General features: G+C 69.2%; 21 protein-coding genes. 9 read left to right on the top strand and 12 right to left on the bottom strand.

Features of this window, described 5'->3' with window-relative positions:
• Positions 1–190 precede the first annotated feature (190 nt).
• From OG241_RS38130 to OG241_RS38115, 4 genes are all read left to right on the top strand, one after another.
• A complete protein-coding gene (locus OG241_RS38130) occupies positions 191–3,964 on the top strand; it encodes a multifunctional oxoglutarate decarboxylase/oxoglutarate dehydrogenase thiamine pyrophosphate-binding subunit/dihydrolipoyllysine-residue succinyltransferase subunit (protein WP_405822075.1) in 3,774 nt (1,257 codons plus the stop codon).
• Between the two features lie 174 nt (positions 3,965–4,138).
• Positions 4,139–4,318, top strand: coding sequence for a DUF6104 family protein (locus OG241_RS38125; protein ID WP_003992906.1), 180 nt, complete (start codon positions 4,139–4,141; stop codon positions 4,316–4,318).
• 156 nt (positions 4,319–4,474) lie between these two features.
• Positions 4,475–5,377 carry a DUF4097 family beta strand repeat-containing protein gene (locus OG241_RS38120; protein ID WP_405822073.1) on the top strand — a complete coding sequence of 301 codons (903 nt, stop codon included), beginning with the start codon at positions 4,475–4,477 and terminating at the stop codon, positions 5,375–5,377.
• Between the two features lies 1 nt (position 5,378).
• Complete coding sequence (locus OG241_RS38115) at positions 5,379–6,476, top strand: helix-turn-helix transcriptional regulator (RefSeq protein WP_405822071.1); 1,098 nt, start codon at positions 5,379–5,381, stop codon at positions 6,474–6,476.
• A gap of 76 nt (positions 6,477–6,552) precedes the next feature.
• Here the strand turns inward: OG241_RS38115 and OG241_RS38110 are convergent, their stop codons facing one another.
• The 4 genes from OG241_RS38110 to OG241_RS38095 all read right to left on the bottom strand — a co-directional run bounded on the left by OG241_RS38110 (position 6,553) and on the right by OG241_RS38095 (position 10,035).
• Positions 6,553–7,131 (bottom strand): Clp protease N-terminal domain-containing protein, encoded by a 579-nt coding sequence (locus OG241_RS38110; protein WP_405822069.1) that lies wholly within the window; start codon positions 7,129–7,131, stop codon positions 6,553–6,555.
• Positions 7,131–7,340 carry a helix-turn-helix domain-containing protein gene (locus tag OG241_RS38105; RefSeq protein ID WP_044474098.1) on the bottom strand — a complete coding sequence of 70 codons (210 nt, stop codon included), beginning with the start codon at positions 7,338–7,340 and terminating at the stop codon, positions 7,131–7,133. The genes OG241_RS38110 and OG241_RS38105 overlap by 1 nt, the downstream gene beginning before the upstream one ends.
• A 132-nt stretch (positions 7,341–7,472) precedes the next feature.
• Positions 7,473–8,438, bottom strand: coding sequence for a zinc-binding dehydrogenase (locus OG241_RS38100; RefSeq protein ID WP_405822067.1), 966 nt, complete (start codon positions 8,436–8,438; stop codon positions 7,473–7,475).
• Between the two features lie 388 nt (positions 8,439–8,826).
• Positions 8,827–10,035, bottom strand: a complete 1,209-nt coding sequence (locus tag OG241_RS38095; protein WP_405822065.1) for an NADP-dependent malic enzyme — start codon at positions 10,033–10,035, stop codon at positions 8,827–8,829.
• A gap of 707 nt (positions 10,036–10,742) precedes the next feature.
• Between OG241_RS38095 and OG241_RS38090 the strand changes: the two genes are divergently transcribed.
• The 3 genes from OG241_RS38090 to OG241_RS38080 are packed head-to-tail and all read left to right on the top strand — an operon-like array spanning position 10,743 to position 13,471.
• Positions 10,743–11,696: an ABC transporter substrate-binding protein gene (locus OG241_RS38090; RefSeq protein ID WP_405822063.1), complete on the top strand. Its 954-nt coding sequence runs from the start codon at positions 10,743–10,745 to the stop codon at positions 11,694–11,696.
• Positions 11,697–11,738: 42 nt separating this feature from the next.
• On the top strand, positions 11,739–12,683 hold the full coding sequence (locus OG241_RS38085; RefSeq protein WP_405822061.1) for an amino acid ABC transporter permease: 945 nt from the start codon (positions 11,739–11,741) through the stop codon (positions 12,681–12,683).
• Between the two features lie 35 nt (positions 12,684–12,718).
• Complete coding sequence (locus tag OG241_RS38080; protein WP_405826667.1) at positions 12,719–13,471, top strand: amino acid ABC transporter ATP-binding protein; 753 nt, start codon at positions 12,719–12,721, stop codon at positions 13,469–13,471.
• Positions 13,472–13,522: 51 nt separating this feature from the next.
• Here the strand turns inward: OG241_RS38080 and OG241_RS38075 are convergent, their stop codons facing one another.
• The 3 genes from OG241_RS38075 to OG241_RS38065 all read right to left on the bottom strand — a co-directional run bounded on the left by OG241_RS38075 (position 13,523) and on the right by OG241_RS38065 (position 15,757).
• On the bottom strand, positions 13,523–14,365 hold the full coding sequence (locus OG241_RS38075) for a hypothetical protein (protein WP_405822058.1): 843 nt from the start codon (positions 14,363–14,365) through the stop codon (positions 13,523–13,525).
• Positions 14,362–14,850 (bottom strand): SigE family RNA polymerase sigma factor, encoded by a 489-nt coding sequence (locus tag OG241_RS38070; RefSeq protein WP_405822056.1) that lies wholly within the window; start codon positions 14,848–14,850, stop codon positions 14,362–14,364. Before OG241_RS38070 ends, OG241_RS38075 begins: the two co-directional genes overlap by 4 nt.
• Positions 14,851–14,986: 136 nt before the next feature.
• The gene (locus OG241_RS38065) at positions 14,987–15,757 is read right to left on the bottom strand and encodes a class I SAM-dependent methyltransferase (protein ID WP_405822054.1); all 771 of its coding nucleotides are present in this window, start codon (positions 15,755–15,757) and stop codon (positions 14,987–14,989) included.
• 125 nt (positions 15,758–15,882) lie between these two features.
• On the opposite strand from OG241_RS38065, the gene OG241_RS38060 reads away from it, so the two are divergent.
• Positions 15,883–16,512: a CGNR zinc finger domain-containing protein gene (locus OG241_RS38060; RefSeq protein ID WP_319098775.1), complete on the top strand. Its 630-nt coding sequence runs from the start codon at positions 15,883–15,885 to the stop codon at positions 16,510–16,512.
• On the opposite strand, the gene sodX is transcribed toward OG241_RS38060, so the two are convergent.
• Positions 16,416–16,886: a nickel-type superoxide dismutase maturation protease gene (sodX, locus tag OG241_RS38055; RefSeq protein ID WP_405822052.1), complete on the bottom strand. Its 471-nt coding sequence runs from the start codon at positions 16,884–16,886 to the stop codon at positions 16,416–16,418. The genes OG241_RS38060 and sodX overlap by 97 nt on opposite strands.
• A 144-nt stretch (positions 16,887–17,030) precedes the next feature.
• Here sodX and sodN point away from each other — a divergent pair, with 144 nt between their 5' ends.
• On the top strand, positions 17,031–17,426 hold the full coding sequence (gene sodN / locus OG241_RS38050) for a superoxide dismutase, Ni (RefSeq protein ID WP_005480378.1): 396 nt from the start codon (positions 17,031–17,033) through the stop codon (positions 17,424–17,426).
• Between the two features lie 85 nt (positions 17,427–17,511).
• Here sodN and OG241_RS38045 read toward each other — a convergent pair whose 3' ends face one another.
• Genes OG241_RS38045 through OG241_RS38030 form a run of 4 tightly spaced genes read right to left on the bottom strand, consistent with a single transcriptional unit; the run spans position 17,512 to position 20,692 of the window.
• Positions 17,512–18,327, bottom strand: a complete 816-nt coding sequence (locus tag OG241_RS38045) for a class I SAM-dependent methyltransferase (protein ID WP_405822050.1) — start codon at positions 18,325–18,327, stop codon at positions 17,512–17,514.
• A 43-nt stretch (positions 18,328–18,370) separates the two neighbouring features.
• Positions 18,371–19,255, bottom strand: a complete 885-nt coding sequence (ppk2, locus tag OG241_RS38040) for a polyphosphate kinase 2 (protein WP_405822048.1) — start codon at positions 19,253–19,255, stop codon at positions 18,371–18,373.
• Between the two features lie 32 nt (positions 19,256–19,287).
• The gene (locus tag OG241_RS38035; RefSeq protein ID WP_405822046.1) at positions 19,288–19,521 is read right to left on the bottom strand and encodes a hypothetical protein; all 234 of its coding nucleotides are present in this window, start codon (positions 19,519–19,521) and stop codon (positions 19,288–19,290) included.
• A gap of 16 nt (positions 19,522–19,537) precedes the next feature.
• Complete coding sequence (locus tag OG241_RS38030) at positions 19,538–20,692, bottom strand: anion permease (protein ID WP_405822044.1); 1,155 nt, start codon at positions 20,690–20,692, stop codon at positions 19,538–19,540.
• Positions 20,693–20,712 lie beyond the last annotated feature (20 nt).

The following is a 20,712-nucleotide window of genomic DNA, read 5'->3' as shown; positions in this document are numbered from 1 at the left end:
GGTGTCCCTTTCGGACCGGAACCCCGCTTGTTTCCCGCCATTTCACCCCCCGAAACCCCATTCTCGATGTGACTTACGCGACGTTGAACGGGCCCGGACTGACCTTTCGGCCACAGGGGCGTAGCCTTGATTCCCGCTGTCCATCACCTTGTGAAGCCACCATGTGAAGCGGAAGAGGGCGGTTGCCGCCGTGTCGCCACAGTCCCCCAGTAACTCATCGAGCATCTCGACCGACGCAGCCTCAGGTAACCCTGCGGCTGCGTTCGGACCCAACGAGTGGCTCGTCGACGAGATCTATCAGCAGTACCTCCAGGACCCGAATTCCGTAGACCGTGCCTGGTGGGACTTCTTCGCCGACTACAAGCCCGGGGCGGCCGCCGTCCCCACGGCTACGGCGGGTACTGCGGCCGCGGGGGCCGCAGAGACCACCCGGACCCCCCAGGCCGCCCCCGCGGCTCCCGTGGCCCCGACGGTGCCCGCACCGGCCCCTGCGGCCGCTCCCAGGCCCGCAGCGGCCGCTCCGGCAGCCGCCGCGGCGGCGCCCGCACCGGCCGCCGCCAAGCCGGCGCAGACGGCTCCCGCGCCCCAGGCCGCGGACGGCCCGGAGTTCGTGACGCTACGCGGCCCGTCCGCGGCCGTGGCGAAGAACATGAACGCCTCGATCGAGGTGCCCACGGCCACGTCCGTGCGCGCGGTCCCGGTGAAGCTGCTCTTCGACAACCGCATCGTCATCAACAACCATCTGAAGCGCGCCCGGGGCGGGAAGATCTCCTTCACCCACCTCATCGGCTACGCGATGGTGCAGGCCATCAAGGTCATGCCGTCGATGAACTACTCCTTCGCGGAGAAGGACGGCAAGCCGACCCTCGTCAAGCCGGCGCACGTCAACTTCGGCCTGGCCATCGACCTGGTGAAGCCCAACGGCGACCGTCAGCTCGTCGTGGCCGGCATCAAGAAGGCCGAGACGCTGAACTTCTTCGAGTTCTGGCAGGCCTACGAGGACATCGTCCGCCGCGCCCGCGACGGCAAGCTGACGATGGACGACTTCACCGGCGTCACGGTCTCCCTGACCAACCCCGGCGGCCTCGGCACCGTTCACTCGGTCCCGCGTCTGATGCCCGGTCAGTCGGTCATCATGGGCGTCGGTTCCATGGACTACCCGGCGGAGTTCCAGGGCACGTCCCAGGACACCCTGAACAAGCTCGGCATCGCCAAGGTCATGACGCTCACGTCGACCTACGACCACCGGGTCATCCAGGGCGCGGCGTCGGGCGAGTTCCTGCGTGTCGTCGCGAACTCCCTCCTCGGGGAGAACGGCTTCTACGACGAGATCTTCGAGGCTCTGCGCATCCCCTACGAGCCGGTCCGCTGGCTCAAGGACATCGACGCCAGCCACGACGACGACGTCACCAAGGCCGCCCGCGTCTTCGAGCTGATCCACTCCTACCGGGTCCGCGGCCACGTCATGGCCGACACCGACCCGCTGGAGTACCGCCAGCGCAAGCACCCCGACCTGGACATCACCGAGCACGGGCTCACCCTCTGGGACCTGGAGCGCGAGTTCGCGGTCGGCGGCTTCGCGGGCAAGTCCCTGATGAAGCTGCGCGACATCCTCGGCGTGCTGCGCGACTCGTACTGCCGCACCACCGGCGTCGAGTTCATGCACATCCAGGACCCGAAGCAGCGCAAGTGGATCCAGGACCGCATCGAGCGCCCGCACTCCAACCCGGAGCGCGAGGAGCAGCTGCGCATCCTGCGCCGCCTGAACGCGGCGGAGGCCTTCGAGACCTTCCTGCAGACGAAGTACGTCGGCCAGAAGCGCTTCTCCCTGGAGGGCGGCGAGTCCGTCATCCCGCTGCTCGACGCGGTCATCGACAGCGCGGCCGAGTCGCGCCTCGACGAGGTCGTCATCGGCATGGCCCACCGCGGCCGGCTGAACGTCCTGGCGAACATCGTCGGCAAGTCGTACGCCCAGATCTTCAGGGAGTTCGAGGGCAACCTCGACCCGAAGTCGATGCACGGCTCCGGCGACGTGAAGTACCACCTGGGCGCCCAGGGCGTGTTCACGGGCCTGGACGGCGAGCAGATCAACGTCTCGCTGGCCGCCAACCCGTCCCACCTGGAGACGGTCGACCCGGTCATCGAGGGCATCGCCCGCGCCAAGCAGGACATCATCAACAAGGGCGGTACGGACTTCACGGTCCTGCCTGTCGCCCTGCACGGTGACGCGGCCTTCGCGGGCCAGGGCGTGGTGGCCGAGACCCTCAACATGTCGCAGCTGCGGGGCTACCGCACCGGCGGCACGGTCCACATCGTCATCAACAACCAGGTCGGCTTCACCGCCGCCCCGGAGTCGTCGCGCTCCTCCATGTACGCCACCGACGTGGCCCGCATGATCGAGGCGCCGATCTTCCACGTGAACGGCGACGACCCCGAGGCCGTCGTCCGCGTCGCTCGGCTGGCCTTCGAGTTCCGCCAGGCGTTCAACAAGGACGTCGTCATCGACCTCATCTGCTACCGCCGCCGCGGTCACAACGAGTCGGACAACCCGGCGTTCACGCAGCCCCTGATGTACGACCTGATCGACAAGAAGCGCTCGGTGCGCAAGCTCTACACCGAGTCCCTCATCGGTCGCGGTGACATCACCCTGGAAGAGGCCGAGCAGGCGCTGCAGGACTTCCAGGGCCAGCTGGAGAAGGTCTTCACGGAGGTCCGCGAGGCCGTCTCGCAGGCTCCCGAGGCCCATGTCCCGGACCCGCAGGCCGAGTTCCCGGTGGCCGTGCAGACCGCGATCTCCCAGGAGGTCGTCAAGCGCATCGCCGAGTCCCAGGTCAACATCCCCGACAACGTCACCGTCCACCCGCGACTGCTGCCGCAGCTGCAGCGCCGCGCGGCGATGATCGAGGACGGCACGATCGACTGGGGCATGGGCGAGACCCTCGCCATCGGCTCGCTGCTCCTCGAGGGCACCCCTGTCCGCCTCTCCGGCCAGGACTCCCGACGGGGCACGTTCGGCCAGCGCCACGCGGTGCTGATCGACCGGGTCACCGGTGGCGACTACACCCCGCTCCAGTACCTCTCGGACGACCAGGCCCGCTACAACGTCTACGACTCGCTGCTCTCCGAGTACGCGGTCATGGGCTTCGAGTACGGCTACTCGCTGGCCCGTCCCGAGTCCCTGGTGATGTGGGAGGCGCAGTTCGGCGACTTCGTCAACGGCGCGCAGACGGTGGTGGACGAGTACATCTCGGCGGCGGAACAGAAGTGGGGCCAGACGTCCGGCGTCACCCTGCTCCTCCCCCACGGCTACGAGGGCCAGGGCCCGGACCACTCGTCCGCGCGCATCGAGCGGTTCCTCCAGCTGTGCGCCCAGAACAACATGACGGTCGCTCAGCCGACGCTCCCGTCGAACTACTTCCACCTTCTGCGGTGGCAGGTGCACAACCCGCACCACAAGCCGCTGGTGGTCTTCACCCCGAAGTCGATGCTGCGCCTCAAGGCGGCGGCGTCGAAGGCGGAGGAGTTCACCTCGGGCGCCTTCCGCCCGGTCATCGGTGACGAGTCCGTCGCCGCGGCCGACGTCCGCAAGGTCGTCTTCTGCGCCGGCAAGCTGTACTACGACCTTGAGGCCGAGCGGAACAAGCGCGGCACCACGGACACGGCGATCATCCGCATCGAGCGCCTCTACCCGCTCCCGGGTGCGGAACTCCAGGCGGAGATCGCCAAGTACCCGAACGCCGAGAAGTACCTGTGGGCGCAGGAGGAGCCGGCGAACCAGGGCGCGTGGCCCTTCATCGCCCTCAACCTGATCGACCACCTGGACCTGGCGGTCGGCGCGGACATCCCGCACGGCGAGCGGCTGCGGCGCATCTCGCGCCCGGCGGGCTCGTCCCCCGCGGTGGGTTCGGCGAAGCGTCACCAGGCGGAGCAGGAGCAGCTGGTGCGCGAGGTGTTCGAGGCGTGAGCCTCTGAACACGCCTGACAGCACATGACGAAGGCCCGGCCCCGGAATTCGGTGCCGGGCCTTCGTCATGTGCCGTACGGGCGGCTCCGCATAACCTTGAGAGGTACGACCGGTGGCCCCGGCCCCGATCACGAATCCCCACCACCAGCCCCAGCAGTCCCCAGGAGAACATCCGTGTACTTCACCGACCGAGGCATCGAAGAACTGGAGAAGCGGCGCGGCGAGGAGGAGGTCACCTTCGAGTGGCTCGCCGAGCAGCTGCGGACCTTCGTCGACCTCAATCCCGACTTCGAGGTACCGGTGGAGCGCCTGGCGACCTGGCTGGCACGGCTGGACGACGAGGACGACGAGTAGGCCCCGCACGACGGCGGTCCCGGATCCCCCGAACGAGTGTCTTGACTTCCCGTGAGCGCGATATATCGTGAATAGCAGAAGACGCGATATGGCGCGTTGCGTCATGCCGCCTTCCCTGCTCTCGCAGCATGTCCGTTCACCCAGGGGGTCCGCATCATGTCCACAACGTCCGAGTGGTCCGTCAAAGAGCCCGGCAAGCTCACCTTCGACGAACCGGTCACAGGCCTGCACGTACGCATCGTCAACGGAACGGTGAACGTCGTGGGCACCGAGGAGAGTTCCGCCCGCCTGGAGGTCTCCGAGATCGAGGGCCCACCCCTGGTGGTGACCCAGGAGAACGGCGTCCTGACAGTGGCGTACGAGGACCTGCCCTGGAAGGGCCTCCTCAAGTGGCTGGACCGCAAGGGCTGGCGCCGCAGCGCGGTGGTCTCCCTGGCCGTCCCGGCCCACACCCGTGTCGAGGTGGGCGTGGTCGGCGCCGGCGCGGTGGTCTCGGGGGTCGACGGGCCGACAGTGGTCAAGGGCGTCACCGGCGACACGACACTCGTCGGCCTGTCCGGCCCGGTCCGCGCCGACACGGTCTCGGGCAACCTGGAGGCCCAGGCGGTCACGGGCGACCTGCGGTTCAACTCCGTCTCCGGCGACCTCACCGTCGTCGAGGGCTCCGGACCCTCCGTGCGCGCGGAGTCGGTGAGCGGCTCCATGATCGTCGACCTCGACCCGGAGGGACCGACGGACGTGCAGCTGACGAACGTCTCGGGCGAGATCGCCATCCGGCTCCCGCATCCGGCGGACGCCGACGTGGAGGCGAACACGGCGAGCGGCAAGATCTCGAACGCCTTCGACGGCCTCCGCGTCCACGGCCAGTGGGGCGCCCACCGTGTCACCGGCCGCCTGGGCGCGGGCACCGGCAAGCTGCGGGCGACGACGGTCTCCGGCTCCATCGCCCTGCTCCGCCGCCCCCAGGGGGAGGACGAGCCGGCCGAACCGACCCCGGCCGCCGACAACCCGTCCGCCCCGGGAGACGATTCCGGACCCACGAACAAGAAGGTGCTCTGACATGCCTCCCGTCTTCGCCCACGGCCGCCTGCGTCTCTACCTGCTGAAGCTGCTGGACGAGGCTCCCCGCCACGGCTACGAGGTGATCCGCCTCCTGGAGGAACGCTTCCAGGGGCTGTACGCGCCGTCGGCGGGCACCGTGTACCCGCGCCTGGCCAAGCTGGAGACCGAGGGCCTGGTCACGCACACCACCGAGGGCGGCCGAAAGGTGTACGCGATCACGGACGCGGGCCGCGCCGAGCTGGCCGACCGCAGCGGTGAACTGGCCGACCTGGAACTGGAGATCCGCGAGTCGGTGGCCGAACTCGCCGCCGAGATCCGGGCCGACGTCCGGGGCGCGGCGGGCGATCTGCGCCGGGAGGTGCGCGCGGCGGCCGGCGAGGCCCGCAGAGGCCCCGGAGCCGCACAGGGCGCCCCGTTCGGGGACTCCGCGGACGTCGGCGACAAGGAGGCGTGGCGCGCCGCGAAGGAGGAGATGCGGCGAGCCAAGCAGGAGTGGAAGGAGCAGGCCCGGCGCGCGAAGGACGAGAGCCGCCGGGCCCGCGAGGAGGCCCAGCGGGCCAGGCGCCAGGCCAAGGAGGCCCAGGAACACGCCCGCGCCCAGGCCCAGGAGGAGGTCCAGCGCATCGCCAGGCGCGTCCAGGAGCAGGTCCAGGACCACTTCACAAGGGGCGACTGGCCGACAGGCGTCCGGGAGGGCCTGACCGAACTGGCCAAGGAGTTCGGCGAGTTCGGAAAGGACTTCGGCAAGAACCTCGGCAAGGACATCGGGCAGGGCCTGGGCAAGGACTTCGGCTTCCCCCGCACGGGCGGCACCACGCCTCCCAAGGCCCCCACAGCACCGGGACGGGAGCACCCGGAGTACTCGCACACTCCCCCGGACTTCCCGGCCGACTACGAACCGCCGACCTGGGCCCACGAGGACTCCACCGGCAGCCCGTCCCGGGACCTGGACCGCCTCCTCGACCGCTTCCGCGACGACATCCGTGACACGGCCCGCGACCACGGCGTCACGGAACCCCAGGTCCACGAGATCCGCAGCCACCTGTCCGCGGCGGCAGCACTGGTGGAGGCGGCACTGCGGACACCGAAGCCATGAGGAAGGGCGTGCTGGAGGGCGCGTCCCTGACGCGCGGGACAAGGGTCCCGCACCGCACCGCCCCGACCCGCCCCTCTCAGCTCGCCTTGGCCTCGCCCTCGCCCTCACCCTCGCCGTACAGGACACGGCTCAGACCGCCGTACGTGACTCCCTGATCGGCGAGGACTTCTGACGGCACACCCGGGCGGGCCGCCAGGGCGAGGAGGATGTGCTCGTCGCCGATCCGGCGGTCCCGGCGGGCCACAGCGATGCGCAGGCACCTCTCCAGCACCTCCTTGGCATCCCGGCCGAAGGGCCGACGCCCCGCCGACAGCCGCCCCCTGCCCCGAGGGTCGCCCGACATCGCGCCGACGCCGTGCACCTCCTCGACGCGGGAGACGATGTCGGACACGTCGATTCCGAGCGCGGCGAGGGCATCCGCCTCGGCCTGGGAAAGTCCGGCGCGGCGCCTGGCGTCGGCCAGGGCGGCCTTCACCGACTCCTTGCGGTCGGCGAGTCCGAGCGAGGCCAGCGCGAAGGAGGCCCTGGTGGCTTCCCCGTCGAGCAGCGCGAGCAGCAGGTGCTCGGCGTCGACGGACCGGCTGCCGGCACGCGCGGAGTGCTCGACGGCACCCTGCACCACAGCACGCGCATCGCTCGTGAACCGTTCGAACATCACTGCCTCCCGTGTTTCTTGTGGACGGCCTGCCTGCTGACACCGAGTTCCGCGGCGATCTCCTGCCACGACCAGCCCTGGTTGCGCGCACTGCGCACCTGCACGGACTCCAACTGCTCGACCAGCTTCCGCAGCGCGGAGACGGCCCGCAGTCCGATCCGCGGGTCACGGTCACCCGCGCGCTCGGCGAGATCTGTTGCTTCGGTCATGTTGTCAACTTAGATTGACACCACTGGACCTGTCAACCCTGATTGACACCTCCGGGTGTCGAGAACACGCGAACGGCGGGCCCGGAAACCCGGGCCCGCCGCAGCCGAACGGAGGTCAGCACATGCCGGTGATCAGGACGTGGTGAGGACGATCTTGCCGAACTGGTCGCCCGATTCAAGGCGTTCGAAGCCCTCACGGGCCCGGTCCAGCGGGAGCACCTCGTCGATGACGGGGCGTACACCGGTGGTGGCGCAGAAGGACAGCAGGTCCTCCAGTTCGTCCTTCGTGCCCATCGTCGAGCCGACGACCTTGAGTTCGAGGAAGAAGATGCGGGTCAGTTCGGCGTGCGAGGGGCGGTCGCCGCTGGTGGCGCCGGAGATGACGAGGGTGCCGCCGGGCCGCAGCGACTTGACCGAGTGCGACCAGGTGGCCGCCCCGACCGTCTCGATCACGGCGTCCACGCGCTGCGGCAGCCGCGCCCCGGACTCCACCGCCTCCACGGCGCCCAGCTCCAGCGCCCGCTTCCGCTTCGCCTCGTCCCGACTGGTCGCGAAGACACGCAGCCCCGCCGCCTTGCCGAGCACGATCGCGGCCGTCGCGACACCGCCACCGGCACCCTGCACGAGCACCGAGTCGCCGGGGCGTACGCCCGCGTTGGTGAAGAGCATGCGGTACGCCGTGAGCCAGGCCGTCGGCAGGCAGGCGGCCTCCGCGAACGAGAGCTCCTTGGGCTTGGGCAGGACGTTCCACGCCGGTACGGCGACCTGCTCGGCGAAGGTGCCCTGGTATCGCTCGGTGAGGATGGAACGGGGTTCCCTGGGGCCGACGCCGTGGCCGGTCTGGCCGATGACGGAGTGCAGGACGACCTCGTTGCCGTCCGCGTCGACGCCGGCGGCGTCACAGCCGAGGATCATCGGCAGGCGGTCCTCGGGGAGTCCGACTCCGCGCAGGGACCAGAGATCGTGATGGTTGAGCGAGGCGGCCCTGACGTCGACCGTCGCCCACCCCGGACGCGCCTCGGGGGCTGGTCGGTCGCCCAACTCCAGCCCGTCGAGCGGGTGGTCGGGGTCGATGCGGGCGGCGTAGGCAGCGAACATGACCTTGACGATAGGGGGCGAGTGGGACCGGGGGAACGAGGAGGCACTGTGACACACACCCTGTTGCACTTCACCCACACCTAGGGGCCGCCGACACCCCCAGCCCGTCCGACGCCCGAGGCCGAGGCCCCACCGCCCCAGCTTCCTTCCCACCCACCCGCTCCCACCGCATCTACAGCCCAGGCCGCACCCCTCCAGAGCGAGGCCGCACCTTACAGCGCAGGCCCGCACCTCCAGCCCGTCCGGCGTTTGAGGACGAGGCCCCTTCAGGGCCGATGGGGGGTCTGGGGGCGCAGCCCCCAGGAACGGGATGGGACGGGTAGGGGCGGCGGGGGCGAAACAGAAAGGCCCCGCCACAAATGGGCGGGGCCACCCTGAGAAACCAGGCTCAGCGCCGAGCAACACCCTCGGCCCGAGCCGCCGCAGCGACCGCCGCGGTAACGGCAGGCGCAACCCGCGGATCGAACGGCGACGGAATCACGTAATCGGCAGCCAGATCCTCACCGACGACAGCCGCAAGCGCATCCGCCGCCGCGATCTTCATCCCCTCCGTGATCCGAGACGCCCGCACCTGCAGCGCCCCCGCGAAGATCCCCGGAAACGCCAGCACGTTGTTGATCTGGTTCGGAAAGTCCGAACGCCCGGTCGCGACGACCGCCGCGTACTTGTGCGCCACATCGGGGTGCACCTCGGGGTCCGGGTTGGCCATCGCGAACACGAACGCGTCCTTGGCCATCGAAGCCACCGCCGCCTCCGGGACCGTACCGCCGGAGACACCGATGAAGACGTCGGCGCCCGCGAGGGCACTCTCCAGCGACCCCGTCAGCCCGGCCTTGTTCGTCAGCTCGGCCAGCTCGCGCTTGACCGGCGTGAGGTCGTCCCGGTCCGCCGAGACGACGCCCTTGCGGTCGGCGACGGCGACATCGCCCAGGCCCGCCTCAAGGAGGAACTTCGCGATGGCGACGCCCGCCGCACCCGCGCCCGAGATCACGCCCCGAAGCTCCCCGAGCTCCCGCCCGGTCAGCCGCGCCGCGTTGCGCAGGGCCGCCAGCGTCACGACCGCCGTGCCGTGCTGGTCGTCGTGGAACACGGGGATGTCCAGCTGCTCCTGGAGCCGCCGCTCGATCTCGAAGCAGCGCGGTGCCGAGATGTCCTCCAGGTTGACCCCACCGAAGGACGGCGCCAGCCGGACCACCGTCTCGATGATCTCGTCAACGCCCGTGCAGGCCAGCGCGATCGGGACCGCGTCCACACCGCCGAACTGCTTGAACAGGATCGCCTTGCCCTCCATCACCGGGAGGGAGGCCTCGGGGCCGATGTCACCGAGTCCCAGGACGGCCGTACCGTCCGTCACGACCGCGACGACGTTCGACTTCCAGGTGTAGTCGTTGACGAGGTCGGGCTGCTCGGCGATGGCGGTGCACACCCGGGCCACACCGGGCGTGTACGCGAGGGACAGGTCGTCCTTGTCACGGATGGGCACGGTGGCCTGCACGGCCATCTTGCCGCCCCGGTGCAGAGCGAACGCCGGGTCGAACTCACCGGCATCACTGTCGGTGACGATGTCGCCGCGAGGATTGACGATCTCCGCTGCCACTTTGTTTACCCCTTAAGTCTTCAAGGTTTGGAGGGTGACCACTCCTGGTGAGGGGTGGGCGGGCACCGCGCAAGGCCCCGGTGAGTGATGCGCACGGGCACGAGCGCGACGGGCGCGCCGCACACGCGCCCTGAGCCCCGGATGAGGGGTGTGAAGAACCTTCTTACCGGACGGAGGACACCGACGACGACCCCATAACGCGAAGGTCACACGGGGGCGACATGACTCATCACCACACATGGCCACATACCCGGGCATGATCGATCAAATCGAGAGGCGTGCGGGGCCCGAATCGCAAGGATGGCGCAAGCCGATGCGATCCGGACGGCATCAAGTCGTGATCAGGCCGGGTTCAAGTCGGGATGGAATCAGGACGAGGTCCTCACTCGGCTGTACGTACGGATGCAACAGCCGCTCACCTGGCGAGATGCACCGAAGATCTTCCGGCCGGAACGAATGATTCCCGTAGAAGATCCGGGAAGGTCCGGCTCTGGTGCACCGACCTGATGCCGCACGGGGGTCACCCGTTATCCGATTTTGACATGGCCGGTCGTCTGAATGCCTCAGTCCGAATGGCAAGATGCCGTAATCACACAAGGTCGCGACACTCAAAGATGCGTGCACCAGTCGACCCGCCGGAATCGTCCGCCCTCCGGGGCAGGCCCCGGCCCCAATGGCACACCATCCATCCGCCGGAGGAACCCACCATGACCGCAAGCTCCACCCTTCGTACGACCGCCGCGCACAACCGGCTAGCCGCGGTCGGTGCGATCGCGGTCGCGGGCGCCCTGCTGCTCACCGGTTGCGGTGACCAGACCAAGGACAAGGGCACGGGCTCGGACACCGCGTCGACGAGCTCCGCCCCGCTGGCCGCCAAGCTGCCCCAGGCCATCCGGGACAAGGGTGTTGTCACGGTCGGCTCGGACATCGCGTACGCGCCGGTCGAGTTCAAGGACGGCTCCGGCAAGACGGTCGGTCTCGACCCGGACCTCGCGGACGCCATGGGTAAGCAGCTCGGTGTGACGTTCAAGTTCGAGAACGGCACCTTCGACACCCTGATCACGGGTCTGCGCTCCAAGCGGTACGACATCGCCATGTCCGCGATGACCGACACCAAGGACCGCCAGGAGGGCACCGAGAACGGCAAGAAGGTCGGCGAGGGCGTCGACTTCGTCGACTACTTCACCGCCGGTGTCTCGATCTACACCAAGAAGGGCGACGACCAGGGCATCAAGAGCTGGGCCGACCTCTGCGGCAAGAAGATCGCGGTCCAGCGCGGCACGGTCTCCGAGGACCTCGCCAAGGCCGAGACGAAGAAGTGCACGGGTGGCAAGAAGATCGCCATCGAGTCGTACGACAACGACCAGCAGGCCCAGACCCGGGTGCGCGCGGGCGGCGCCGACGCCGGCTCCTCCGACTTCCCGGTCACGGCGTACGCGGTGAAGACCTCGGGCGGCGGCAACGACTTCCAGGTCGTCGGCGAGCAGGTCGAGGCGGCGCCGTACGGCATCGCCGTCGCCAAGACGAACACCCAGCTCCGGGACGCCCTGCAGGCCGCGCTCGACGCGATCATCAAGAACGGCGAGTACGGCAAGATCATCGCCAAGTGGGGCGTCGAGGACGGCGCGGTGACGTCGGCCACGGTCAACGGCGGCAAGTGACCCCAGGCTCACGGAAGCTACGGGCACTGAAAGGCAACACCCGTGACTGTTGACACCGACAAGACGACAGGACCGGCGGACACTCCCCCGGCCGGACCGGAGGCCATCAAGGCCATCCCGGTCCGGCACTACGGGCGGTACGTCTCGGCCGTCGTCGCGATCGCGCTCTTCGGCGCGATCATCTCCGCGTTCGCCCAGGGCAACATCAACTGGGGCGCCGTACCGGACTACTTCTTCGACGACCGCATCATCACCGGCGTCTGGAAGACCCTCCTGCTGACGGTCCTCTCGATGGTGATCGGCATCGTCGGCGGCATCCTGCTCGCCGTCATGCGACTGTCGAAGAACCCGGTGACCTCGACCATCGCCTGGTTCTACATCTGGTTCTTCCGCGGCACCCCGGTCCTGGTCCAGCTCGTGGTCTGGTTCAACCTCGGCCTGGTCTTCACCTACATCAACCTCGGTCCGATCTACAAAGACTACTGGTCCAGCTTCATGACGCCGCTCCTGACGGCGCTCCTGGGCCTGGGCCTGAACGAGGCCGCCTACATGGCGGAGATCTGCCGCGCCGGCCTCCTGTCGGTCGACGAGGGCCAGACGGAGGCCTCGCACGCCCTGGGCATGAGCCACGCCAAGACCCTGCGCCGGATCGTGATCCCGCAGGCGATGCGCGTGATCGTGCCGCCCACGGGCAACGAGGTCATCAACATGCTGAAGACGACCTCGCTGGTGTCGGTGGTCCAGTTCGCCGAACTGTTCCGCTACGCCCAGGACATCGGGCAGACGTCCGGCGCTCCGGTGGAGATGTACTTCCTCGCGGCGGCCTGGTACCTGATCCTCACCTCGGTCCTCAGCGTCGGCCAGTACTACATCGAGCGGTACTACGCGCGCGGTTCCAGCCGTTCGCTCCCGGCCACTCCGTTCCAGAAGATCAAGGCGAACATGCTGTCCCTGTCCAACCGCTCGGGGGGAGGGGCCAGCGCATGACCCCCAACGTGACCAAGGCGGACTCCGGTACGCCGATGGTGAAGGCCGAGGGCGTCCACAAGTCCTTCGGCAACGTCGAGGTCCTCAAGGGCATCGACCTCGAAGTGAAGCCCCGCGAGGTCTTCTGCCTCATCGGCCCCTCCGGCTCCGGCAAGTCGACGTTCCTCAGGTGCATCAACCACCTGGAGAAAGTCAACGCCGGACGCCTGTACGTCGACGGGGAGCTGGTCGGCTACCGCCAGAAGGGCGACAAGCTGTACGAGCTGAAGGACAGCGAGGTCGCGCTGAAGCGGCGGGACATCGGCATGGTGTTCCAGCGTTTCAACCTGTTCCCGCACATGACGGCGCTGGAGAACGTCATGGAGGCCCCGGTCCAGGTAAAGGGCATCAGCAAGGCGCAGGCCCGTGAGCGTGCGGGCCAGCTCCTGGAGCGCGTGGGCCTGGCCGACAAGGCCGCCAACTACCCCTCGCAGCTCTCCGGCGGCCAGCAGCAGCGCGTCGCCATCGCCCGGGCCCTGGCGATGGACCCGAAGCTGATGCTGTTCGACGAGCCGACCTCGGCGCTGGACCCGGAGCTGGTCGGTGACGTGCTCGACGTCATGCGCGACCTGGCCGAGTCCGGTATGACGATGGTCGTCGTCACCCACGAGATGGGCTTCGCCCGCGAGGTGGGCGACAGTCTCGTCTTCATGGACGGCGGCGTGGTCGTCGAGTCCGGCAACCCACGCGACGTCCTGACGAACCCGCAGCACGAGCGGACCCAGTCGTTCCTGTCCAAGGTTCTCTGAGACACGCGTGAGGGGCGGTACGGGTGTCCCGTACCGCCCCTTCGCGTCGCTCTAGCGCTTGTCCTTGGGCAATAGCTCAGGGGCGAGGGCCAGTTCGAGCAGCTGGTCCTTGTCCAGCGGCACGGAGCCGAGGGGCTTGCCCAGTGACTCGCTGCCCGTGAAGCCGCGCGCGCTGTCGACCTGGAGGTAGCCGCCGCTCTTCAGGTAGAGCGTGGCGCTGAGGAACCTGCCCCACTTCTGGAGCCCGTCCGTGCCGACAACGAAGTTGACCGGGTCCCAGCTCTCCCGGAACTCCAGGACGTTCCCGTTCGGCAGCCGCTCGAAGGTGCAGGACCGCTCGGCGCTGTACAGCACGACGGACTCCCTGGTGCTCCAGCTCTTCGCCGCATCGGGCCGCCAGGTGCAGGGGTTCTTCCAGCCCGCGGACCGTACGCCGCTGAACACGCCGTCGACCCTGAGGTACCCGACACCGCCGTCCCTGTTGACCGCGTAGTCGCCCCGGTACGGCCCGCTCGGGCCGGCCTGCACAAACTGCGGCCTCCAGAAGAGGTCGCCGGGAGGCAGGTCCACTTCACGGATCTCGCCCACCCCACCCGGCAGCAGCTTCGCGAACCGCGCCGCGTCCTGGGTGGCCCCGCCGACGGGCCGGGCCGTCCCCACGTTCGGCCCGGCCTCGTCGTACGTCAACCATCCCGGCCCCGCGACCACCCCCGCCGCGACCCCGGCCGCCGCGACGACCGTCACCGCGCCCCACCGTCGCCGCCGTACCCGCGCCGCGCGCGCGAACACCGCCTCCGTGCTGCCCCCCGGGGACACGGGCATCCCGCCCACGGCCCGGCCGAGGAGCTCGCGCCCCTCCAGCCACGTCTCGACCTCGTCGGTGTCGTTGCTCATACGTGTTCCTCCCGCACCGCGGCCCGCATCGCCGCGAGTCCCCTGGCCGTGTGGCTCTTGACCGTGCTCACCCGCATCCCCAGCAGGTCGGCGGTGTCCGCGACGCTGAGGTCCTCCCAGTAGCGCAGCACCAGCACCGCCCGCTGTTTGGGCGCGAGCTTCGCCAGCGCCGCGCGCACCATCAGGCCCGTGTCGTTGTCCGCCGACTCGACGGGCGTCTCCGGCAGTTCGCCGTACGCATGTTCGCGCCGCCAGAAGCGCCGGCGCCCCGCGATGAAGGTGTTGATCAGCGTCTGCCGAGCGTAGGCCTCCAGGTTGTCCAGCCGCCCGTATCTGCGGGCCCCGAGGACGACCTTCACGAGCGTCGTCTGTACGAGGTCCTCCGCCTCGTCACGGTTGCCGCAGAGCAGATAGGCGCTCCGGAACAGCGCCGTGCGTCTGCCCTCCACGAAGGCGTGCAGAGTCGCGTCCGCGCCCCGCGTCATCCCTCCCCCTCTCCCGGTCCCCTGGTCGAAGACCGTCTCACCCTCACCAGTGCGGTGGGGCCCCGGGCAGGACGCGGCGCGCACGGAAAAAGGCGGTACGGATTTCCCGTACCGCCGAACTTTCCGCCCCCGTGGGCTACTTCAGCGCCAGCAGCAGCGTGTCCGAGGGTGAGCACCACACCGCACGCGCCTCCCCGAACCCCTTCTCGCGCAGCACGCGCGCGTGCCACTCGGCGGAGGGCATGTCGCCGTCGGCGTGTTCGCCGTAGATCTCGAAGCGGCGGGCGGTCGGTCCGGCGAGGGCGGGGTCCTGGGCGGCCAGCTGCCACCATTCGGCCCAGTCGACGGCTCCGTCGTGTTTGGCCTGATCCATACGGGTGTGGCGCAGGGCGCGCTCCGCCGCGTTGATCCGGGGCGTGCTGTCGTCGATCATGTGGTCCGCGTTCATGAACAGACCGCCGTCGCGGACGAGTTCCGCGATCCGCCCGTAGAGGTCCGCGAGAGGTTCGCTGTGCAGCCAGTGCAGGGCGGTGGCGGTCAGGACGGCGTCGTACGAGTCGTACGGCAGCCCGCTCGTCCACCGCGGGTCCTTGAGGTCGGCCGTGACGAAGGTGACCCGGTCGTCGCCCGCGAAGGTGCCCTCGGCGATGGCGAGGAGGGCCGGGTCGAGGTCGACGCCGACGCTGGTGGCCCGCGGGAACCGGTCGAGCAGCCGGGACGTGATACTTCCCGTGCCGCAGGCGAGGTCGAGGACGCGTGGGGCGGGGCCGACGAGGGCCTCGACCATGTCGAGCATGATCCGGAACCGTTCCTCACGGTCCGGCATGTACCACTCCTGCTGCCTGTCCCAGCTCGTCTGCCAGGCATTCCAGTCGGTTCCGGCGTCGGTACCGGTAGTGGTGGTCATGGAAACCCCCTCGTTGTCAGCCGCTCACTCGCCCGCTTCTGAACACATGCGTAATACCCTGGAAGCAATGTCAGCCGTTACTTCCTCGCATCCACGACCATAGAACGCCCTCGTAAGGACTACAAGTGGAACTGGCCTATTACTCGGACTATGCCTTGCGTCTCGTCAACACCGAGGAACCGGCGCGCGGCAAGGACTCGTTGACCTCCATCGACGCCGTCCGTGGTCTGTTCGGCGCCAACCAGCAGGCCGGCCGTCGCGCCACCGATGCCGACGTGACCCGGTTCCGCTCCGTACGGGCCCGGCTGCGCGCCGTCTTCGAGGCGGCGGACACGGGCGACGAGACGCTCTCGGTGGACCTGCTGAACTCGCTCCTGCTGGAGTTCCCGGTGAGCCCGCAGATCTCGGGGCACGACTTCCGGGACGACGACGGCCGTCCGCTGTGGCACATGCACCTCGCCGACCATCCGTCGAACGCGACGGCGGGCTACGCGGCCATCGCCGCGATGGGCCTGGCCTTCCACCTCACCGAGTACGGGGTGGACCGGCTGGGCCTGTGCGAGGCGCCGCCCTGCCGCAACGCCTACCTCGACACCTCGACGAACCGCTCCCGGCGCTACTGCTCGGACCGCTGCGCGACCCGGGCCAACGTGGCCGCCTACCGCGCCCGCAAACGGCTGGAGGCGGACCGGTCCGAGAAGACGAGCCTGGCGGCCGACACGGCCCAGCGCAGCAGCGCCAGCGGCGAACGCTGACCGGGCTTGAGCGGCCGGTACCGGAACCGGACCCGGCCCAGGATCAGCTCGTGGGGCACGGTGCCGTAGTCGGTGCTGTCGCCTCCGGCGAAGGAGTTGTCCCCCAGCACCCACCAGCCGCCCTCACGGCGCTCTGTGGCCCGTTTGACGACCAGCAGGTCCTGCTGGAACGGATGGCGCAGGACGACGATGTCGCCGACCCTGACCCGGCCGCCGTACCGCACCACGAGAAAATCGCCGTGATACAGCGTGGGCACCATCGACGGCCCGGTCACGGCGACCCACCCGAAGAGCTTCGCGGCCCCTCCGTGCTCGCTCTCACGCTCGCCCTCGCGTTCGCTCTCGTGTTCGCTCTCCTGCGACAGCTCCGGCATCCCGGCACCTCCCCGGTTCCATCCTCCACCAGTCCCAGTCTGACCCCCTACTTTTGTCCTAAGCCCATGGGGGCACTCGCGAAAAGCCCTCTCTCAGGGAGTAATGTCCAACCTGAGAAGACGATCACGAGGAAGGAACGCTCCATGCTTTCCCGCCTGTTTGCCCCCAAGGTGAAGGTCAGCGCACACTGCGACCTGCCCTGCGGTGTGTACGACCCGGCCCAGGCCCGCATCGAGGCGGAGTCGGTGAAGGCCGTGCAGGACAAGATGGCCGCCAACGACGACCCTCACTTCCAGGCGCGCGCCACCGTCATCAAGGAGCAGCGCGCAGAGCTCGCCAAGCACCACGTGTCGGTCCTGTGGAGCGACTACTTCAAGCCCCCGCACTTCGAGAAGTACCCGGAGCTGCACCAGCTGGTCAACGACGCCCTGAAGGCCCTCTCGGCCGCCAAGGCGTCCACGGACCCGGCGACGGGCCAGAAGGCTCTGGACTACATCGCCCAGATCGACAAGATCTTCTGGGAGACCAAGAAGGCCTGAACAAGCCTTCTGTGAAGGGCCGGTCGAGGTCGACCGGCCCTTTTCGCTGCCTTGCCGTCCTCCCGGTGCCGCCGTACGAGCCCCCTCAGCGCCGGCACACGAGGATGCCAGCCCGGCAGCCGATCTCGAAGGCCCCCTCGCGGGCGATCCGGTCGGTGACGATGGCGCGGGCCCGCTCGACCGTCGCGTCGAAGGGGGCGTCGTACTGGTCCGCCCAGGCCCGGTACGACGCCAGGTACGCGACGACCGGCCCGGGTTCGCGGACCGTGACGGTGCTGGGGAGTTCGATCGTCCGTACCCGGCCGAACTCCTCCCCGAGGAAGGCCAGGGCCTTCTCCAGCGAGAAGGGGGCGCCGATCGAGAACCGGGCCGGTTCCCGTCCGGCGCCGAGCACGTCGCTCGCGGCCCGGTGAAACAGGTCGTCGAGTTCGGCCTTGTCGTCGGCGCCGTTGGTGGAGACGATCACCAGCCCGTCCGGGGCGACGACGCGCGACAACTCCCGTACCGCCTGGGGGATGTCGGGCACGTGGTAGAGCATGTGCATCGCCAGGGCCGCGTCCACGCTCCCCGTGGCCAGCGGCAGCCGCGTGACATCCGCCACGGCGACCGGGCCGGGGACAGTGGCGAGGATGCCGGGCGAGAGGTCGAGCCCGAGCAGGGACAGCCCGGGCCGCTCCGCGCGCAGCCGCTGGAGATACGTGCCGTTGCCGCAGCCCACGTCCACCACACGCCCGCCGCCCCGCACCCCGGCCAACTGTCCGGCGACGATCCCCTGCAGGTCGTGACGGGGCGTCTGCCACCGGTAGATCGACTGCCGGGCGGCCAGGTCCCGGTCACTGCTGTACGCGCTGTCGGCGAGGCGGGTGCGGTCGGTGGCGGAGGACGGGGTGCGGTCGGACACGTCAGCGGCTCCCGGTGGGTGTGGGTGTCAGGCCGCGCGGGGCTTACACGCCGTCGTCATCCTCTCCCGCCTCCAGCAGGTTGGCCGCCGCACCCACGATGCGCGGGTCGGGGCTGCCGACGACCTCCTCGTCCTTGTCCGTGTAGTCGAAGCGGGCCAGGACGCTGCGCATCGCCTCCACCCGCGCCCGCTTCTTGTCGTTGCTCTTCACCACCGTCCAGGGGGCCTGTTCGGTGTCCGTCGCCCGGAACATGGCGACCTTGGCCGCCGTGTAGTCGTCCCAGCGGTCCAGGGAGGCCAGGTCCATGGGGCTCAGCTTCCACTGCCGTACGGGGTCGACCTGGCGGATGGTGAAACGCGTGCGCTGCTCGCCCTGGGAGACCGAGAACCAGAACTTGATCAGGTCGACGCCGTCGTCGGCGAGCATGCGCTCGAACAGTGGGGCCTGACGGGTGAAGCGCAGGTACTCGTCGTCCGTGCAGAAGCCCATGACCCGTTCCACACCGGCCCGGTTGTACCAGGAGCGGTCGAAGAGGACTATCTCACCGGCGGTCGGGAGGTGCTCGACGTACCGCTGGAAGTACCACTGGCCGCGTTCGCGCTCGGTGGGCTTCTCCAGGGCCACCACACGGGCGCCGCGCGGGTTGAGATGCTCCGTGAAGCGCTTGATCGTGCCGCCTTTTCCGGCCGCGTCCCGGCCTTCGAAGGCGACGACCAGTCGGCGTCCGGTCTGCTTGATCCAGCTCTGCAGCTTCAGCAGTTCGATCTGCTGGAGCCGCTTGTGCAACTCGTACTCTCCGCGTTCCATGCGCTGGGCATACGGGTAGTTCTCGCGCCAGGTCTCGACCGGGCTGCCGTCCGGCCGGATGAGGACGGGCTCGTCGAGGTCGCTGTAGTCGACCTTCAGCCCGGACATCAGTGTTGTCATACCTTCGGCCTCCTGGGCATCGACATCAGCGGTCAGTGGAACTGCGGCACGATCAGATAGATGCCGTACGCCACCACGGCCGCACACGCCAGGAAGCACAGCCCGGCCTGGGTGAACCCGAGCGCTTGGGTGCCTTCTTCATTCTCACGCGCACCTTCGACCCGCGCGAGCCCGAGGACGCCGAAGGCGAAGACGACGACCACGGCGACGGTGACCCCGAGGCTCACGGCGGCGACCTGGCCCAGTGCTGTCCAGTCCAGCTTCATGTGGGTTCTCCCTCGCTCACGCGGCCGTACCGACGGTCGTCGGCGCCGTCGACTTGATGCTGACCTCGTGGGTGTCGTTGACGTTGTGCGCGTCGACCGGATTGCGGCGCGCAGCGAGGACGATGCCCGCCGCGACCGCGACGGCGACCAGGGCGACGACCACGGTGCCGAAGTTGCCGCCGTACCTGACGGCGCCCGCGGAGACCCCACCGACCAGTGCCGCGGCGGGGAGGGTGATCAGCCACGCCATCACCATGCGGCCCGCGACACCCCAGCGCACCTCCGCCAGCCGTCGGCCCAGGCCCGCGCCCAGGATGCTTCCCGACGCCACCTGGGTGGTGGACAGGGCGAAGCCGAGGTGGGCGGAGGTGAGGATGACGGCGGTGGACGCCGTCTCGGCGGCGAAGCCCTGCGGTGACTGGATCTCGGTCAGCCCCTTGCCCATGGTCCGGATGATCCGCCAGCCGCCCAGATAGGTGCCCAGGCCGATGGCGAGACCCGCCGAGGCGATCACCCACACCGGGGGGCCCGCGTCGTGTCCGAGCGCGCCCGCGGAGATCAGGGTCAGGGTGATGATGCCCATGGTCTTCTGCGCGTCGTTCGTGCCGTGCGCGAGGGAGACGAGGGAGGCGGAGGCGATCTGGCCGGCCCGGAATCCCTTGGTCACCGAGTCCTTGCGGGCGCGGGCCGTGAGCTTGTAGGCGAGGTACGTGGCGATCAGGGCCGCGAGGCCGGCCACGAGCGGCGAGGCCAGCGCCGGGATCAGCACCTTCTCGACGACCTTCGTGAAGTGCACGCCCTCGGCGCCGGCACCCACCCACACCGCGCCGATCAGCCCGCCGAACAGTGCGTGCGAGGAACTCGACGGCAGCCCCACCAGCCAGGTCAGCAGGTTCCACAGGATCGCCCCGACCAGCCCCGCGAAGATCATCCCGGGGGTGACGAGGGTGTCGTCGACGATGCCGCCGGAGATCGTCTTCGCGACCTCGGTGGACAGGAACGCGCCGACGATGTTGAGGACTCCGCCGATCAGGACCGCTGTTCTCGGTTTCAGGGCGCCGGTGGCGATGGAGGTGGCCATCGCATTCGCCGTGTCGTGGAATCCGTTGGTGAAGTCGAAGGCCAGGGCCGTCACGATGACGACCGCCACCAGGAACGTGATGTGGTCCATGTGTTCGATGGAAGCAAGCG

It is taken from the genome of Streptomyces sp. NBC_01390, assembly GCF_045040105.1.
Taxonomy (GTDB): domain Bacteria; phylum Actinomycetota; class Actinomycetes; order Streptomycetales; family Streptomycetaceae; genus Streptomyces.
The sequence above is the reverse complement of the archived record's forward strand: the minus strand, read 5'-3'. Positions and strand labels throughout refer to the sequence as shown.

Bases quoted from the DNA above. Each gene is read 5' to 3' on its own strand.
- OG241_RS38075 (WP_405822058.1), bottom strand. From the start codon at position 14,365: ATGAGCAACGACACCGACGAGGTCGAGACGTGGCTGGAGGGGCGCGAG.
- OG241_RS38090 (WP_405822063.1), top strand. From the start codon at position 10,743: ATGACCGCAAGCTCCACCCTTCGTACGACCGCCGCGCACAACCGGCTA.
- OG241_RS38035 (WP_405822046.1), bottom strand. From the start codon at position 19,521: ATGAAGCTGGACTGGACAGCACTGGGCCAGGTCGCCGCCGTGAGCCTC.
- OG241_RS38100 (WP_405822067.1), bottom strand. From the start codon at position 8,438: ATGTTCGCTGCCTACGCCGCCCGCATCGACCCCGACCACCCGCTCGAC.
- sodN (WP_005480378.1), top strand. From the start codon at position 17,031: ATGCTTTCCCGCCTGTTTGCCCCCAAGGTGAAGGTCAGCGCACACTGC.
- OG241_RS38110 (WP_405822069.1), bottom strand. From the start codon at position 7,131: ATGTTCGAACGGTTCACGAGCGATGCGCGTGCTGTGGTGCAGGGTGCC.
- OG241_RS38080 (WP_405826667.1), top strand. From the start codon at position 12,719: ATGGTGAAGGCCGAGGGCGTCCACAAGTCCTTCGGCAACGTCGAGGTC.
- OG241_RS38115 (WP_405822071.1), top strand. From the start codon at position 5,379: ATGCCTCCCGTCTTCGCCCACGGCCGCCTGCGTCTCTACCTGCTGAAG.
- OG241_RS38105 (WP_044474098.1), bottom strand. From the start codon at position 7,340: ATGACCGAAGCAACAGATCTCGCCGAGCGCGCGGGTGACCGTGACCCG.
- OG241_RS38065 (WP_405822054.1), bottom strand. From the start codon at position 15,757: ATGACCACCACTACCGGTACCGACGCCGGAACCGACTGGAATGCCTGG.
- sodX (WP_405822052.1), bottom strand. From the start codon at position 16,886: ATGCCGGAGCTGTCGCAGGAGAGCGAACACGAGAGCGAACGCGAGGGC.
- ppk2 (WP_405822048.1), bottom strand. From the start codon at position 19,255: ATGACAACACTGATGTCCGGGCTGAAGGTCGACTACAGCGACCTCGAC.
- OG241_RS38120 (WP_405822073.1), top strand. From the start codon at position 4,475: ATGTCCACAACGTCCGAGTGGTCCGTCAAAGAGCCCGGCAAGCTCACC.
- OG241_RS38030 (WP_405822044.1), bottom strand. From the start codon at position 20,692: ATGGACCACATCACGTTCCTGGTGGCGGTCGTCATCGTGACGGCCCTG.
- OG241_RS38070 (WP_405822056.1), bottom strand. From the start codon at position 14,850: ATGACGCGGGGCGCGGACGCGACTCTGCACGCCTTCGTGGAGGGCAGA.